Genomic DNA, 15,651 nt, shown 5'->3' with positions numbered 1-15,651 from the left:
CAATGAATTTTTTAAAATTATTCTTCACTCTTTTTCTTAGTGTAACTATACTCGCTACCTGTAAAACGGAAACAAAAAAGGAAGCTACAACTTCTTCTAAATTTGAACCTACTGCGGAAACCGTTGTTGTATTAGAAAACCCAACTGTTGGTAACAGCGCTTTGCCGAGACTTTTCGGAACAGAAAAGCAACTTTTTATGTCGTGGGTTGAAAAGAAAGATTCCATTTCAGAATTGTATTTTTCAACTTTTGAAGCTGGCAATTGGACAAAACCTTTTAAAGTAAATTCTGGAAATGATTGGTTTATAAATTGGGCAGATTTCCCTGCCATTGCTGAAAATAATGGAAATATTTTAATCAGCTATCTACAAAAATCTGCCAACGGGAAATATACGTATGATGCCAAAATAAACCTTTATTCAGCTGAAACACAGACTTGGCAAAAAGATATTCTTTTACACAATGACGGAACTGCCAGCGAACATGGTTTTGTTTCGATAGTGCCCCAAGGAAAATCTTCTTTTTATGCGGTCTGGTTAGATGGAAGAAACACCACGGCAGAAGCTGGAGGTCACGACAATCACGGTTCGGGAGCAATGACCCTTCGCGGACGAGTAATACACGCAGATGGTTCAATGCAAACCAGTGTAGAGCTAGATAATAGTGTTTGCGATTGTTGCCAAACGGCAATAACATCTATCGATGGCGCACCATTAATTGTTTATAGAGACCGCACGGATACTGAAGTTAGGGACATTTCTCGCATCGGACTTTTTGATGATTCATTTTCGGAATCGCAACCAATTTATAATGATAATTGGGAAATTCCTGGTTGTCCAGTTAATGGTCCTTCCATTGCTTCCTATAAAAATAACTCGGTGGTTGCTTGGTTTACCGCGGTAAACGACAACCCCAAAGTACAGCTTGCATTTTCAAGTAATAAAGGCAAAACTTTTGCAGCCCCAATTCAAATAAACACCTATGAAACTATGGGCAGGGTTGATGTTGTAATGACTTCAGAAAATACTGCTATTGTAAGTTGGATGGAAAATATTGGTAAAGAAACTCTAATTCAAGTAATGCGAGTTTCCGCCGATGGCACCAAAGGTTTTCCTGTTACTATTTCAAAAACCAGTTTTGAACGTGCCAGTGGTTTCCCGCAGTTGGAAATTGCCGGAAATACGCTTTATGCTGCTTGGACAATGGTTGACGGCAAGAAAAAATCTATTAAAACTGCGTCTATTTCTATTGCGAATTTATAAGGGGTAATTACACTTCTTGTAAACCCGTATCTTTGAAAAAAATCTACAATTGAAAAAACTTCTCATCATCGGCCACACCTTTCCCGAGCCCAGTACCACTGCTGCGGGAAGCAGAATGATGCAGTTGATTGAATTGTTTACCGATCAAAATTTCGAAATTATCTTCGCCAGCACAGCCGCTGTGTCAGACAAAACTGTAAATCTTGAAGCGCAACATATTTCGGTCAAAAACATTCAATTGAACAATGCTTCTTTAGATGAATTTGTAAAAGAAGTAAATCCTAAAATCGTCATTTTTGATCGCTATATTACCGAAGAGCAATTCGGGTGGCGTGTTTCTGAAAATTGCCCGGATGCCTTAAAAATTCTCGATACCGAAGATTTACATTTTCTACGGAAAGCTAGGGAAGAAGCAATAAAAAAAGGCAAACAAGTTTCTGAAGCAAACCTGTTTTCGGAAACCGCAAAACGCGAATTAGCGAGTATTTTGCGTTGCGACCTTTCGCTTATCATTTCAGAATACGAAATGGATTTGCTTCAAAATACTTTTAATATTTCTTCTAAAATACTTCATTACTTACCTTTTCTAGTTGAAAATATTTCAAAAGAAAAAACAATTCCTTCATTTGAAAATCGTCAGAATTTTATTGCAATAGGAAACCTTTTGCATGCGCCAAACGTAGATTCAGTCTTGCAATTAAAGGAGATTTGGCCCGAAATTAGGAAACAATTATCGCAGGCGGAACTACATATTTATGGAGCTTATGCGCCACAGCAAATACTTCAGCTTAATAATAAAAAGGAGGGTTTTATTGTAAAAGGTTGGGCCGAAAATGTGGAAACTACAATGAGCAATTACCGAGTGCAATTGGCTCCCATTCGTTTTGGCGCCGGACTTAAAGGCAAACTTTTAGATGCGATGCGTTTTGGTTTACCTTCAGTAACTACCGAGTTGGGTGCGGAAGGAATGTGCGGGAAACTTCCTTTTGGTGGCGCAATTACTTCTTCAAAAGAAGAGTTTATTACGGCTTCCATCGAGCTATATTCCAACCAAAATAGCTGGAAAGTAGCGCAACAAAACGGTTTCAATAATGTTCAAAAACGATTTCAGAAAAGTCTATTTGCCGATGCATTTATAAATAATAGCTACACCATTTCTGAGAATTTAGCAGAGCATCGGCAGCATAATTTTCTTGGTCAAATCCTGCAACACCAATCCCTACAAAGCACTAAATATATGAGTAAATGGATTGAAATAAAGAACTTACGAGAATAATCTTCAGAATATTTCAATCTCAAAATAAGTGATTTCACTATATTTGGTATGTAACCTTTTAAATATAATGAAATGAAAAGCAAGAATCCTGTAGTTTGGTTTGAAATTTATGTGAACGATTTAAAAAGAGCCCAAAAATTTTATGAAACCGTGCTTAAACTCGAATTATCCGAGATGCCAATGCCCGATTCTGAAGGCGAATTGCAAATGTTGTTTTTTCCAATGGAAATGAATGGCGACGGAGCCGCTGGCGCATTAGTAAAAATGGAAGGAGTTGACGCTGGCGGAAATTCTACTTTAGTATATTTTGGCAGCGAGGACTGTAGTATTGAACAAAAAAGAGTTGAGGCTGCTGGCGGTAAAATTTTTAAAGCCAAACAATCTATTGGAGAATACGGCTTTATCGTTTTAGCGCATGATACCGAAGGAAATATGTTTGGTGTACATTCTCAAGCATAAGATAACGCGTAAAATCTTCAGATTATAAACGACAATAGAAATTCAATAAGTGGATTGAAAATAAAGTTTTGATCTTAGATTGGAGTTTATTTCTTCCCGAAATTTAACGCTTAAAAGTTATCCATACCTGCTAATTTGCCCTTATATTTGAAGCTTTTCAATTTGGCATGAGGCAAACATTATACGAATTTATAAAGAAATTAGGTAGTTTTCTAAGACACACTTTTAGGAAAGACAATCCCAAACTCCCCTATATACTTATTGTTCTAGCGGCATTAATTCTTGTAATTGCTGGAATTAGTATTTTTATTGAATTAACCGAAACTTTAAAGGAAGATGTATTAGCAAAATACGATCAACAGATTTCAGATTACATTATTTCCTTTCGAACTCCCTTACTCACCGAGTACTTTTTTTTCATGACAGATGTGGGTGATATTTATGGCTATTTAATAATGCTGGCTATCGCGATAATTGGGACTGTGCTCTATTTTAAAAATTGGAAGTACATTCTTCAAACTGTTTTTGTGCTAATGTTGGCTTCAATATCAAACGTTATGCTCAAACGCTTAGTAGATCGTCCTAGACCGGGGATTGATCATATGGTTGTTGTAGAGACCTTAAGTTATCCCAGTGGACATGCGATGAGCGCAATGGCGTTTTACGGGTTTTTAATCTATCTTTTGCATCGTTTTAAAATAAATATATTGCTTAAATACGTTGCAATTCTTCTATTGATAGTTATTATTTTTAGCATCGGTATTAGTAGAGTCTACTTGGGTGTGCATTATCCTTCAGATATTGCGGGTGGATTTATCGCAGGTTTAATATGGGTGTTTTTCTGTATTCTACTATTTAATTTAGCAGATGTCTTTAGAAGAGATTCAAAGGTGAAGTAATAAAAATTGACTTTTACAATTAAAAAAAATGCTCAAAAAAAGGTTAAAACAAAGTATTGGATTGATTGTTTTTGTGGTTTTGGGACTGATTTTCTTTTCAAATTATACAATAGAAAACGCTAGCAAAAACAAGACTTTTTCAAGTATTTCAACTATTCAAAAAAATAGAGTGGGATTGCTTTTGGGGACCGCAAAATATTATAAGGACGGCGGAATAAACCTTTATTTTCAATATAGAATTGATGCTGCAGTAGAACTTTATACGAATGATAAAATTGATTTTATCTTGGTGAGTGGTGATAATGGGTCGCAATATTACAATGAGCCTATTACGTTCAAAAATGAGCTTATAAAACGCGGAATTCCGGAAGAGGTAATCTTTTTAGATTATGCAGGTTTCCGAACTTTAGATTCTGTTGTGCGGGCGGGAGCAATTTTTGGACAGGTAGATATTACAATTATTTCGCAGCAATTTCATAATGAAAGAGCGATTTATATAGCTGAACACAGAGGAATTACTGCTATCGGTTATAACGCAAAAGGCATTAATGGGACGAATGGTTTTATGGTTCAATCGCGTGAATATTTAGCAAGAACAAAGGCTTTTTTAGATATAATTTTCAACGTTGAACCTAAGTTTTATGGCGATAAAATTGAAATAAAAAGAGTTGTGAAAGTGGATACAATTTCAAATATTGATTGCCCAGAAATAAGTTGCTAAAAAAATGGATTCTAAGTATATAGACGAGCAAACGTTCACAAATATCAATTATTCTGAAAGGGAGTTGGAAGTTGCTGATTATGAATATTGCACTTTTGTAAGTTGCAATTTTTCAAACACTATTCTTTCCAAAATTCAGTTTTTGGAATGTGAATTTATTGACTGCAATTTCAGTAACGCTAAATTGGCTAATGTTTCTTTTCAGGATGTGAAATTTAAAAATTGCAAAATGTTAGGCTTGCAATTAGACGCTTGCAATGAATTTGGTTTTGCTGCAACTTTTGATACCTGCCAATTAGATCATTCTATTTTCTATAAAGTGAAATTGAATAAAAGCGCTTTTATGAATTCACAATTGAAAGGGGTAGATTTCAGCGAGGCAGATTTAAAAAAATCCAAGCTCGTTGGCTGCAATTTACAAAATGCCACTTTTCAAAACACGAATTTAGAAATGGCAGATTTAAGAAATGCCACCAACTATTCCATAAATCCCGAGCAAAATCGAATAAAAGGCGCAAAGTTTTCGCTGCCAGAAGTTGTGGGGCTTTTGGATAAATATCAAGTTAAAATTGAGCGGTAAAAACAGTGCATTTTGAAGAGGCGATTTATATTATATTTGATGGACGCTCAAGAAATTGGCGCTAAATATAATATATACGCCATAATATTTTGAGCGTTCATATATAAACATGTTGGCAATAATTAAGAAAAACTGAAATCCGAAACCGATTCTTATTAACATGACAGAAATTCCTTTACTGACTTTCGATGAATTATTTGACTTGCTCGAGGAAAATCGATTTGAAAATAAAACTGACGAAAAGATTGCAGAAAAAATACTCGAAGCGGAAAATGATTGGGGAGATTGGAAAAATTCAGTAAATAATTTGAACGAGTTTATTCTTGTATTGGAAAAGGAAATTAACGGAATAACAACTCAATCAAACCTTGAAAAACTTTTGAATAGATATAATCGAAATCTTTCAAAGTATGCTTGGGAAGCTGAAAGTATATGCTCTTTGCTTGAAATTTTTGAACTGACAGACAAAAGCGAATTACGAAATATTTTCTTCAATATCGCTGACAAAAATAAGACGAAATAAAATGGAATTATTATTAATCATTCTTATCCCAATTGTTATTTGGATTGCAAGTATTTATATGCTTTCTGGTTGGGAAAAATTCAACAAATTTTTCATCGCAAACGGGGTTTTAATAATTGTATATGTTGGGTTCTTAATTTATGGAAAAGCAATTTGGGGACACGATGAATATGGATTAGGATTTCTCTTTAGATTAGCCATTTGTTTATTGACTCACGTATTAATTGTATTTGTTTTCGCAGTAGTAAAAAACAGACAGTTGAAAAAATAACTATTGCCAACAAGGTATAAAAAACATAGGGCGTTTGTTCTAAACCGAAGACCTGTGGATATTAACAAAGTCCGCTAAATATAAAATTTGGTGTTTATAGTAGAAAAGATAAAAGCAAAATATTTATATTTAGCTAAGTAATAAACCGAAACGAAAGTGCTTATCTCATGCCCTACGTTTCTTATACGTAACGTTGGCAAACATTTTGACCGAAACGCAAAAATGACGAAAAAACAAAGATAAATATTTTATCCGACAATATTCATTTTAGGAATTTTTTCAATGGTTTGGCAAGTTGTAATTTACAGAAATACAATTATTGAATTGTCAATTTTAATTGGAATAATATTAGTTGTTGGAATTATCTCTTTTTTATTAGATTTTAAGAATTTCGGAAAAACATATAATTATAGCGGAATTGGACTTTACTTTTATTCTACTATGCATTACGTTTGCGGATTTGGATTTCTTGCTTGCTCTTTTTTTATGATAACTAATTATTATTTAGCAGACGAAAAAACAACAATTGAAAATTATGAAATTATTGACCGAACTTTTCTTCCCAAAAGACCAGGAAAAGCTGGCTCTGAAAATAAGCCTGTTTTTATAATTGAATATAAAGGCAAAAGGAAAGAATTAGTATTCATTCCTAAATTTTATGAAAAAATGGAATTATATAAAAGTGTGGAATTTGAAATTCGAGATGGATTTTTCGGATTTGACGTTCTGAAAAACAAAAACTAATTGAATAAAAAACGGAATATAAAAAACGCTTTGCCAACAACATTAATAATTAATGGCTAGTCCTCGCCTACTTACGAAAATCCTCGCGGATTTTTATTCTTGTTTTATTTGCCTAATTATCTACTTAAACACGCCACTAACCATGCACAAGCACGTAGGCCATTTAAATAGACCAGAGCTCAACCTCAGGAGCTGAAATGTGTAAAAGTCTGACAGCCAATTATAAACATCGATTCAAATTAGTCTAAGCCATTAATTTAGCCTATCTTACTAAGGTATTTCCTCATCTCTTTTCGTATAAGCTTCTTTTGTCCTTTCCAATCCTGAACTAATACCTCTTTAATTATATAACCAATTTAAATATTTAATTATGGACACAAGCAATGAAGAAAGTGCACTAAAAAAGAATAGGTTCGTCGAAATATATGTGAAAACAAAACAACTATTTGAACTTGGTGCACACGCAACGGAAAATCAAATTGATAAGCACACTTCCTTAAGGAGTAATCAGCATAGTGACGTCATTTCTGATTTTTTAGTAAATAGTTGGAAGAGTCACAAGGATTTTGAACTTACTGTATTTAAAAATTATTCTATGCAATGGACACTTCCTCAACAACTTGAAAATACTGCAGATACTGGATATGAGGCTAAACTTGTAAGTGTACATCACGTACCAACAGGAGGGAGTCCAAATTTTTTCGATACAGCGGATTTAAATGTCGGATCTGTTGGAAATGTTACTGCGACCATTAAAAACAATTCAGTAACGAACAAAAGCTACATTTATATTATCAAATTTACTATTTCACACAATGGAGTGACTCGTGAGTATGCTATAGATCCAAAGCTTAAGATCAATTCTTGATATCAACTATATGTTTTTAAATAGAAAAGCATATTATTTATTAATTGGCTTATTTTGTTTCGTTTCAGGTATAGTCTCTGGTCAAGATCAAAAGCTAGCAGATAGTCTATTAACCATATATCAGGAAGACGAACTTAGAGGTTTAGAAAAATTGGAACTGCTTCGAAACTTATCTTTCAATGAGATACATAATCTGAATGCTTCAATAGGATATGCTAAAGAACTTATCGTCTTAGCTAAGCAAGAGGGCAACTATTTATACCTTCATAGAGGGTATATTCAGAAGGGAAATTCGCATAGACTTGCGGGAGATTTAAATGCGGCTTTGGACGCTTTCTATAAAAGCGCTGAAGCCTCTGTGAAAGCTAAATATCTTGAAGGAGAAGGCAGTGCCTATACTGCTATTGCTGACACTTATTCAGAAATTGGAAATTCTACCAACGCTGAATTTTATTACGATAAGGCTATTCAGATATTAAGAAAAACCAGCGATTCTATTGCGTTAGCCACAACCTTATTAAATGCCGGAGACGAATATTTTAACAGTAAAAAATACGAATTGGCGTTGCGAAATTTTGAAGAATCCGGTCTCATCTTTGAAAAAGCAAATTATAAAATTGGTACGGCCTATAACTTAGGAAATGTAGGTATGGTCTATGCCGAATTGGGTAAAGACTCGCTCGCCAAAACACATATGAATGACGCCATTACAGTTTTGGAGGAATTGGAGGATTATTATGCGATTTCTGAGTACCTCACTTATATGTCTGATATATATATGAAGCAGGGAAATAGCGCCACAGCCCTGGCTTATGCACAACGAAGCTTCGATTTGGCTCTCAAACACGGCTTGAAAAAACAAATTAGCGAATCCAGTCTTACGCTTTCTGAACTTTATGAGCTGGAAGCAAACACGCGTGCCTCTTATGACTATTATAAAAGGCATATTGCTTACAGAGACAGTGTTACGAACCTCGAAGAGGTAGCGAAAATGGCAGATTTACGTACCAATTATGAAGTGTCTCAAAAACAGGTGGAAGTTGATCTTCTTTATCAGCAAAAAAGAAATCAAATTATCATTCTTGGATTTAGCTCTTTATTATTGCTCACCTTATTCTGGTATTACAGAACAATTTCCAAAGAAAAGGAAAAATCGGAAAAATTATTATTGAATATCCTACCTAAAAAAGTGGCCCAAGAATTAAAAAACACAGGAAAAGCGACTAGCAAAAAGTATGATAATGTATCCATTTTATTTACAGATTTTGAAGGGTTTACAGCATTGGTGGCTACAATTAGTGCAACCAAATTAATTGAAGAGCTAAATCAAATATTTGGTCGATTTGATGATATCATGGATGAATTTGAAATAGAGAAGATTGAAACCATAGGGGATGCTTATATGGCTGCCTGTGGATTGCCAGAAGAAAATGTACATCATGCGCAAAGATGCGTACAAGCTGCTCAAAAAATGATTGATTTTCTTATTGAAAGAAACTTGACAAATGATATTCAATGGAATATGAGGGTGGGTATTCATTCAGGCCCAGTTGTAGCAGGCGTTGTAGGTAAAACGAAATTTGCTTATGATTTATTTGGAGACTCTGTGAATACGGCGGCAAGAATGGAAAGTAACGGCGAGAAAGAAAAAATAAATATTAGCCATACAACCTATGAATTGTTAAAAGATGAACCCTCCTTATTTTTTAAAAGCCGTGGACGAATACTTGCAAAAGGCAAAGGAAAAATGAAAATGTACTTCGTGGAGACAAAATTAAAATGATAATAAAACGGCATACGACACTGTAGGACTAAAGACGAAGCTGCTGCCAGCAGCGCGCTGCGCCATGCGAAACAAGCGATATATTAAACCGTTAAAACCTACTTCTTAATAAATCGTTGTGTCTTAATAATAGTGTTATCCTGAATTTTAAGAATGTAATTTCCTGCTGCCAATTTTGATACATCAATTGTGTTTTCGCCTAATTCAGCATCCATCACTTTTTTTCCTTGAACATCGAAAATTGAAAATGCTGGATTTTTGAAATCGGTTAAATTGCCAAGATTTAAAACGCCTTCAGTTGGATTGGGATAAAGAATAAGATTGCTCACCAAATTATCATTTACACCCAGAATCGTAGACCCTTCAACCACGGAAATTACCTGATCGACAGCTACATTTTCTAAAACATCTACAATGCCCGATGGCCAAGTAATAGTAAGCGTTGTAATCTCAGTATCCAAACCTAGCCCAAAATGGGTGTTTAGCGTGCTCATATATTTAAAACCTTCCCCACTTCGCACTTCGCGAATTTGATTGCCCAGGGCTGAGGTAATGGCAACGCGAGCGCCAATTCCATTAATATTGCTATCTACACCAATAGTATTTACGGTTAACCAGTGGTTTGCGTTGGCATCGTTGTAATAAATATTTCCACCCGTAAATGAATCGATAAACCCATCGTTATTTAAATCGCCCAAAGAGCCATTGTTATTCGGCAATGCCAAAGGGATTAAAGTGAAGGTTAAGTCGCCATTGTTTAAAAGAATATTTCCATTAGATGCAATATCCACAAAACCATCGTTATTGAAATCGTAGCTGCAATTTTCGATTCCGGTTGTGGTCAATGCGTTTATTCCAGTTGAATCAGAAATATCTGTAAAGGTTTTATCGCCATTATTTCTATTTAATTTATGGGTAAAACTGCTGTCACTACTTCCTATAAAAACATCTAAAAAACCGTCGTTATCAAAATCTGCCCAAGTAGAAGACCAAGTTTGCATTTTGTCTTTTAATCCAGTAGCTTCGCCGACTTCTACAAAATTACCTGCGCCGTCATTTTCGTACAGTTGGTTTTCACTTCTCTCATTTACATCTCCGTTTACATTACATTTCGCAATAAACGCATCCATATCGCCGTCATTGTCATAATCTATCCAAACAGAACCATAATTTCCACCCGTGGGAAAGTCGCCAATATCACCTTGGTGAAAAGTTAAGGTTCCATCTCCGTTGTTAATATAGTAGACGCTAGGTGCAACATCATGACAAACAAAAGCATCTAAGTGACCGTCGTTATTGATATCTACAAAATTGGAACGCTGTGAAAAAACGTATTCTGGAAAAGAAACTTCTTCGAAGGCGGTACCATTATTATTTGCTTTCATAAAAGTCACTCCGTTATTTCCACCGTAAAGCAAATCGGTAAAACCATTTTCATCAAAATCTGCGGCGGCAAGACTCCAGGAAGGCGAATTATCTGCAGGAGAAGTAGTGATGTTTGTCTCTATAAAACTGCCATCTGATTGTTGATAATGTATTTGGACATTGGTAGTAGATACCGAAACCAAATCGTCTAAAAAATCGCCGTTCATATCAACCACAGCTCGCTCGGAGCCGGTTGTAGAAACAGGTGCGGGGGTAAAAGATACCTGTGCATTTCCAATTCCAATAAATGTCATTATTAGGAATAGCGTAATTAATTTTTTCATATAATTAGTTTTAATTGATTAGTCGCAAATTATTGTAAGGGAGTTAATCCATTCTTCCAAAACAGGAAGAAACGCTTCGTCTGCCAAAGAACGCCCAATCATAGGCATTGCATATTCTTCTAAAGTAGTGGATACCCTAAAATATAAAATTGAATTTTCTGCATCGCCAGGAGTAATGAGTTTTGCCCCGTCATATCCCGGAATTTGAAGGTCTGGATCTGTGCAGATTCCTAAATTATCATGGTCATGGCTATCCCTAAATGCCAACCGCAACGAACGCGCTCCGCAATGCCCACCAACTACATGGCAATGGGCGCAGTTAACATCAAAATAGGAACGTACTCTTGTTTCTAAACTCTGTGAAATATCTTTCCAACTTGGTACCGTTTCAATATTTGCGGGAATGTTGGTGTTTGAAAGGTATCCTATTTCTTCCCATTTTTGAAGCTGATTTTCAACGCCATCTGCATATTCATAAATAGCATTCAAATTTTGAGGCTTTGTGCCAATAGGAAAAATTATGTCGTTGGACTTATGGCAAATAAAGCATTCCAAATCTGAAGGAATTCTATAATTAACCGATTTTGTTTCGCCGTTTTCCACCCATTCAACAGGAACATTAAAGCCGTAGCCCGTTGTATTAAGAAAGGCTTCTTGTTGGTTTTCGTCCCAAATATAATTGGCGAAAATCCAACCTTCAGCTTTTTTAATTAGCAAACGAGTTTCGATGTTTTGAGTGGTGTTATTAGGCAATACATTTTCATAAAAGAAGGTTTTAATTAAAATGCTTCCGGTGGGAAAATTTAAGACATCTCCATCAGCCACATAGGTTGCTTTTACATTGTAGGGCATCCAAACAAAACGCTTTTTGTGGGCGTAATCTGAAAACAGGGCGTTTATGGGTTCATAGGGTAAAACACCGTAAACAGGAGATAATTCGGCTAGGTTTCCTTCAAAAAAATTATAATCTGAAAGCTTATCGAAGGGAACTATAGAAATATCAAAATTTACAGGCGAAAATGGCAAAACATCGACCGTTACTGTAGCCGTGCCGCAACTTTGTTCCGTTGGGTCGCAAACAGTATATTCAAAAGTTACTTCACCTGAAAATGAAGCATTTGGGATGTATTTAATTGTATCGTCAAGAATATTTCCGGGAGTGCCATTATTATTTATTATTGCCGTTCCACTTTGTGGTGCCGTAATTGAAATTACACCATCAGCAGGAATGTTTGAGTCGTTAATAAAAACTACAATTTCCAAGGATGAATTTTGAAATACCTCTCCAGAATCTGGGTTAGCCACAATATTTAAAGGAACATAACCTGAGCCTTCATCGTCTTTACACGAATTGAAAGCAAATATTGAAAACAGAAGAATACAGATTCGGAGGATTATAGATTTCATATAATTATTATAAATAATTTCCTTTTTTCTAAAGGACAATAAACTTAAGAAAAACTTATTGTTTTGTAGTGATAACTGTTAACATTTTGAAAAATAAACAAATAAGACTATGTATTCATATATTTTTGGGCACTATAAAAAATACTGATTTATTCATTTCTCACATAATCCGCAATAGCATTTATGAAGTACATAATTGTTGAATTTGCCTGAAATCGATTCGCCGCAAAGGCACAAAGAACGCAGCTGATTTTTAATGAAAAACAGATATCAAAAATCTGGGAAGTCTACTTCTCACCTCGCAAGTCTCAATGCTCACGTCTCACCTCTATTTTTTGTACTTTTGTAACGCATTGAAAAAGAAAATATGAATTTTAAAATTGCATCAGAATTTCAGCCTACGGGAGATCAACCTAGGGCCATAAAATCCTTGGTGGAAGGCCTTAATTCCGACGAAAAATACCAAACACTCCTCGGAGTTACTGGCTCTGGAAAAACCTTCACCGTAGCCAATGTGGTAGAGCAGGTGCAAAAACCTACACTTGTTTTGGCTCATAACAAAACCTTGGCCGCGCAGCTTTATACAGAATTTAAAAACTTATTTCCCGAAAATGCGGTGGAATATTTTGTTTCGTATTACGATTATTATCAGCCCGAAGCATTTATCCCAAGTAGCGGCACCTATATAGAGAAAGATCTTTCCATAAACGAAGAAATTGAAAAAATGCGACTTAGCACAACTTCGTCCTTGCTTTCGGGCAGGAGGGATGTAATTGTGGTTTCGTCGGTTTCTTGTTTGTATGGTATCGGAAATCCAGCCGAATTTCAAAAAAACGTAATCAGTTTAGAAAAAGGGCAAACTATTTCCCGCACAAAACTATTGCACCGTCTGGTACAAAGTCTCTATTCGCGAACCGAAGCAGAGTTTCATAACGGCCGTTTTAGAATAAAGGGTGACACGGTAGATGTTTTTCCAGGTCATGCAGATGATGCGTACAGAATCCATTTTTTTGGAGATGAAATTGAAGAAATTGAGGTGTTTGATCCGCAAAATAACGATATAAAAGGAAAATACGAAAGATTGAATATTTACCCTGCAAATATGTTTGTAACCTCTCCCGATGTGTTACAAGGTGCTATTCATAATATTCAGGATGATTTGGTGAAGCAGGTAGAATATTTTGGTGAAATAGGAAAACATTTGGAAGCTAAACGACTTGATGAACGTACCAATTTCGATTTAGAAATGATTCGTGAATTAGGTTACTGTAGCGGTATTGAAAACTACTCGCGTTACTTAGATCAGAGACTTCCGGGCACACGTCCATTCTGCTTGTTAGATTTTTTTCCATCAGATTATTTAATGATCGTAGATGAAAGTCACGTTTCTATTCCGCAGGTTGGCGCAATGTATGGTGGTGACCGCTCGCGAAAAGAAAATTTGGTGGATTACGGTTTTCGTTTGCCAGCGGCAATGGACAACCGTCCGTTAAAGTTTGAGGAATTTGAGGCGCTGCAAAACCAAGTAATTTATGTGTCAGCAACACCTGCAGATTATGAACTTGAAAAAAGTGGCGGTGTGTTTGTGGAACAGATAATTCGCCCTACTGGTTTGCTGGACCCACCAATTGAAGTACGTCCAAGCTTAAACCAAATTGATGATTTGTTAGAAGAAATTCATCTTCGCATTGAAAAAGACGAACGTATTTTAGTTACTACTTTAACTAAAAGAATGGCTGAAGAGCTTACCAAATATTTAATTCGAGTACAAGTTCGCACTCGTTATATTCACAGCGATGTGGATACTTTGGAACGGGTGGAAATTATGCAGGATTTGCGTCTTGGACTGTTTGATGTTTTGGTAGGAGTAAACCTGTTGCGAGAAGGATTGGATTTGCCAGAAGTTTCGTTAGTCGCAATTCTAGATGCCGATAAGGAAGGATTTTTGAGAAGCGAACGTTCGCTTACTCAAACAGTAGGGCGTGCCGCTCGGAACCTGAACGGGAAAGCAATTATGTATGCAGATAAAATAACCAATAGTATGCAAAAGACTATAGACAGTACAAATTACAAAAGGGAAAAACAGATTGCTTATAATTTAAAACACGGCATCACTCCAACCGCAATTAAAAAGTCGTTTGAAAATGCGTTGACTAAGTCAAAACAAGCCGCTTATTCTTTTGAAACAGCAGAAAGTCTAGCTGCAGAATCTGAAGTTGAGTATTTGACAAAAGCACAAATAGAAAAGAAAATCCGCGACACTCGCAAAGCGATGGAAACAGCGGCAAAAGATTTAGATTTTATGATGGCTGCCAAGCTCCGCGATAAAATAAAAACATTTCAAAAGCAATTAGAAACCCTGTAGGCGCGCGATTCATCTCGAGCCATTATAGTTTCTATTTTATTGCGCAATTCGATTTTGAAATAGTATTCTATGATATAAAAAAGAATAATAGAAAATAACAAATCTCGAATTAACAAAATCCAAAATTTACAATGTTTTTAACGTCTCTCATTAAACCTATTTTGTATTTTTCTCTTTCTATGAGTCCGACGCAAAACATCAATTTAGACAATAAAATAATTCCCGAGAGTATCAAAAAGGAAGTGATTGAGGCTATATCATTTTATCCAGAATTGTACGATACTGCAATTGAATTCAAATTTAAGGATAATATTAAAAAGTCTACAATGCAGGCACAACCGCGGTTTACTAGTTTGTTTAAGGCTAGTAGTGAGAGGGAATACGTTATTTTGATAAGTAGAAATATCCAAATTGAAGGCGAAAAATTCACCATGGACGATATTCCTTCAGACGTAAAAGTGGGTTGGATTGGTCACGAACTTGGACACTTAATGGATTATCGCGAACGCACAAACGTTGGGATGGTAATTTTTGGATTGAAGTATCTTTTCTCTTCAGCACACATTAAGGAAGTAGAACGTGCCGCTGATACTTATGCAGTTGCCCACGGAATGGGTGATTATATTTTAAAGACGAAAAACTTCATTTTAGAAAACGCAAATCTAACTGAAGAATACAAAGAGCGAATCCGCAGACTTTATATTTCACCTGAAGAAGTAATGGAGCTTATTAACAAAAATAAAGTAGAGGAAGACCCCGAAATTGCAGGAATGAAAGACTAATA

The 15,651-nt window shown here is 35.6% G+C and carries 15 protein-coding genes; 13 read left to right on the top strand and 2 right to left on the bottom strand.

The genetic code is table 11. From position 1 onward, the window contains the following. Positions 1–2 precede the first annotated feature (2 nt). The 11 genes from AC3RVF_RS05475 (at position 3) to AC3RVF_RS05425 (ending at position 9,386) form a co-directional block, all read left to right on the top strand. Positions 3–1,262, top strand: coding sequence for a hypothetical protein (locus AC3RVF_RS05475; RefSeq protein WP_489692460.1), 1,260 nt, complete (start codon positions 3–5; stop codon positions 1,260–1,262). Positions 1,263–1,311: 49 nt separating this feature from the next. After that, the gene (locus AC3RVF_RS05470) at positions 1,312–2,538 is read left to right on the top strand and encodes a glycosyltransferase (RefSeq protein WP_489692948.1); all 1,227 of its coding nucleotides are present in this window, start codon (positions 1,312–1,314) and stop codon (positions 2,536–2,538) included. A 72-nt stretch (positions 2,539–2,610) separates the two neighbouring features. After that, entirely contained in the window at positions 2,611–2,997 is a 387-nt protein-coding gene (locus AC3RVF_RS05465) for a VOC family protein (RefSeq protein ID WP_489692462.1), read from the top strand. 167 nt (positions 2,998–3,164) lie between these two features. Continuing rightward, positions 3,165–3,896: a phosphatase PAP2 family protein gene (locus tag AC3RVF_RS05460; RefSeq protein WP_489692463.1), complete on the top strand. Its 732-nt coding sequence runs from the start codon at positions 3,165–3,167 to the stop codon at positions 3,894–3,896. 28 nt (positions 3,897–3,924) lie between these two features. Continuing rightward, complete coding sequence (locus AC3RVF_RS05455) at positions 3,925–4,617, top strand: SanA/YdcF family protein (protein ID WP_489692464.1); 693 nt, start codon at positions 3,925–3,927, stop codon at positions 4,615–4,617. Between the two features lie 4 nt (positions 4,618–4,621). Next, on the top strand, positions 4,622–5,197 hold the full coding sequence (locus AC3RVF_RS05450; protein ID WP_489692947.1) for a pentapeptide repeat-containing protein: 576 nt from the start codon (positions 4,622–4,624) through the stop codon (positions 5,195–5,197). Positions 5,198–5,357: 160 nt separating this feature from the next. Then, on the top strand, positions 5,358–5,720 hold the full coding sequence (locus AC3RVF_RS05445) for a hypothetical protein (RefSeq protein ID WP_489692466.1): 363 nt from the start codon (positions 5,358–5,360) through the stop codon (positions 5,718–5,720). Between the two features lies 1 nt (position 5,721). Beyond that, complete coding sequence (locus tag AC3RVF_RS05440) at positions 5,722–5,991, top strand: hypothetical protein (protein ID WP_489692467.1); 270 nt, start codon at positions 5,722–5,724, stop codon at positions 5,989–5,991. A 282-nt stretch (positions 5,992–6,273) separates the two neighbouring features. Further along, entirely contained in the window at positions 6,274–6,735 is a 462-nt protein-coding gene (locus AC3RVF_RS05435) for a hypothetical protein (RefSeq protein ID WP_489692946.1), read from the top strand. A gap of 370 nt (positions 6,736–7,105) precedes the next feature. Then, entirely contained in the window at positions 7,106–7,603 is a 498-nt protein-coding gene (locus tag AC3RVF_RS05430; protein WP_489690715.1) for a hypothetical protein, read from the top strand. A gap of 10 nt (positions 7,604–7,613) precedes the next feature. After that, on the top strand, positions 7,614–9,386 hold the full coding sequence (locus AC3RVF_RS05425; RefSeq protein ID WP_489690716.1) for an adenylate/guanylate cyclase domain-containing protein: 1,773 nt from the start codon (positions 7,614–7,616) through the stop codon (positions 9,384–9,386). Positions 9,387–9,484: 98 nt separating this feature from the next. On the opposite strand, the gene AC3RVF_RS05420 is transcribed toward AC3RVF_RS05425, so the two are convergent. Both AC3RVF_RS05420 and AC3RVF_RS05415 read right to left on the bottom strand, forming a co-directional pair. Further along, positions 9,485–11,095, bottom strand: a complete 1,611-nt coding sequence (locus tag AC3RVF_RS05420) for an FG-GAP-like repeat-containing protein (protein WP_489690717.1) — start codon at positions 11,093–11,095, stop codon at positions 9,485–9,487. Positions 11,096–11,113: 18 nt separating this feature from the next. Beyond that, a complete protein-coding gene (locus AC3RVF_RS05415) occupies positions 11,114–12,502 on the bottom strand; it encodes an Ig-like domain-containing protein (protein WP_489692945.1) in 1,389 nt (462 codons plus the stop codon). Positions 12,503–12,869: 367 nt separating this feature from the next. Between AC3RVF_RS05415 and uvrB the strand changes: the two genes are divergently transcribed. Both uvrB and AC3RVF_RS05405 read left to right on the top strand, forming a co-directional pair. Further along, positions 12,870–14,867 (top strand): excinuclease ABC subunit UvrB, encoded by a 1,998-nt coding sequence (gene uvrB, locus AC3RVF_RS05410; protein WP_489690719.1) that lies wholly within the window; start codon positions 12,870–12,872, stop codon positions 14,865–14,867. A 131-nt stretch (positions 14,868–14,998) separates the two neighbouring features. Beyond that, positions 14,999–15,649 (top strand): hypothetical protein, encoded by a 651-nt coding sequence (locus tag AC3RVF_RS05405; RefSeq protein ID WP_489692944.1) that lies wholly within the window; start codon positions 14,999–15,001, stop codon positions 15,647–15,649. Positions 15,650–15,651: the final 2 nt, after the last annotated feature.

The organism is Aequorivita sp. IT1183 (genome assembly GCF_058068265.1).
This window is presented reverse-complemented; position numbering and strand designations above follow the sequence as displayed.

Excerpts from the sequence above, each read along its gene's own strand:
- AC3RVF_RS05445 (WP_489692466.1), top strand. The coding sequence starts at position 5,358 with ATGACAGAAATTCCTTTACTGACTTTCGATGAATTATTTGACTTGCTC.
- AC3RVF_RS05430 (WP_489690715.1), top strand. The coding sequence starts at position 7,106 with ATGGACACAAGCAATGAAGAAAGTGCACTAAAAAAGAATAGGTTCGTC.
- AC3RVF_RS05465 (WP_489692462.1), top strand. The coding sequence starts at position 2,611 with ATGAAAAGCAAGAATCCTGTAGTTTGGTTTGAAATTTATGTGAACGAT.
- uvrB (WP_489690719.1), top strand. The coding sequence starts at position 12,870 with ATGAATTTTAAAATTGCATCAGAATTTCAGCCTACGGGAGATCAACCT.
- AC3RVF_RS05425 (WP_489690716.1), top strand. The coding sequence starts at position 7,614 with ATGTTTTTAAATAGAAAAGCATATTATTTATTAATTGGCTTATTTTGT.
- AC3RVF_RS05420 (WP_489690717.1), bottom strand. The coding sequence starts at position 11,095 with ATGAAAAAATTAATTACGCTATTCCTAATAATGACATTTATTGGAATT.
- AC3RVF_RS05450 (WP_489692947.1), top strand. The coding sequence starts at position 4,622 with ATGGATTCTAAGTATATAGACGAGCAAACGTTCACAAATATCAATTAT.
- AC3RVF_RS05440 (WP_489692467.1), top strand. The coding sequence starts at position 5,722 with ATGGAATTATTATTAATCATTCTTATCCCAATTGTTATTTGGATTGCA.
- AC3RVF_RS05460 (WP_489692463.1), top strand. The coding sequence starts at position 3,165 with ATGAGGCAAACATTATACGAATTTATAAAGAAATTAGGTAGTTTTCTA.
- AC3RVF_RS05475 (WP_489692460.1), top strand. The coding sequence starts at position 3 with ATGAATTTTTTAAAATTATTCTTCACTCTTTTTCTTAGTGTAACTATA.
- AC3RVF_RS05405 (WP_489692944.1), top strand. The coding sequence starts at position 14,999 with ATGTTTTTAACGTCTCTCATTAAACCTATTTTGTATTTTTCTCTTTCT.
- AC3RVF_RS05435 (WP_489692946.1), top strand. The coding sequence starts at position 6,274 with ATGGTTTGGCAAGTTGTAATTTACAGAAATACAATTATTGAATTGTCA.
- AC3RVF_RS05415 (WP_489692945.1), bottom strand. The coding sequence starts at position 12,502 with ATGAAATCTATAATCCTCCGAATCTGTATTCTTCTGTTTTCAATATTT.
- AC3RVF_RS05455 (WP_489692464.1), top strand. The coding sequence starts at position 3,925 with ATGCTCAAAAAAAGGTTAAAACAAAGTATTGGATTGATTGTTTTTGTG.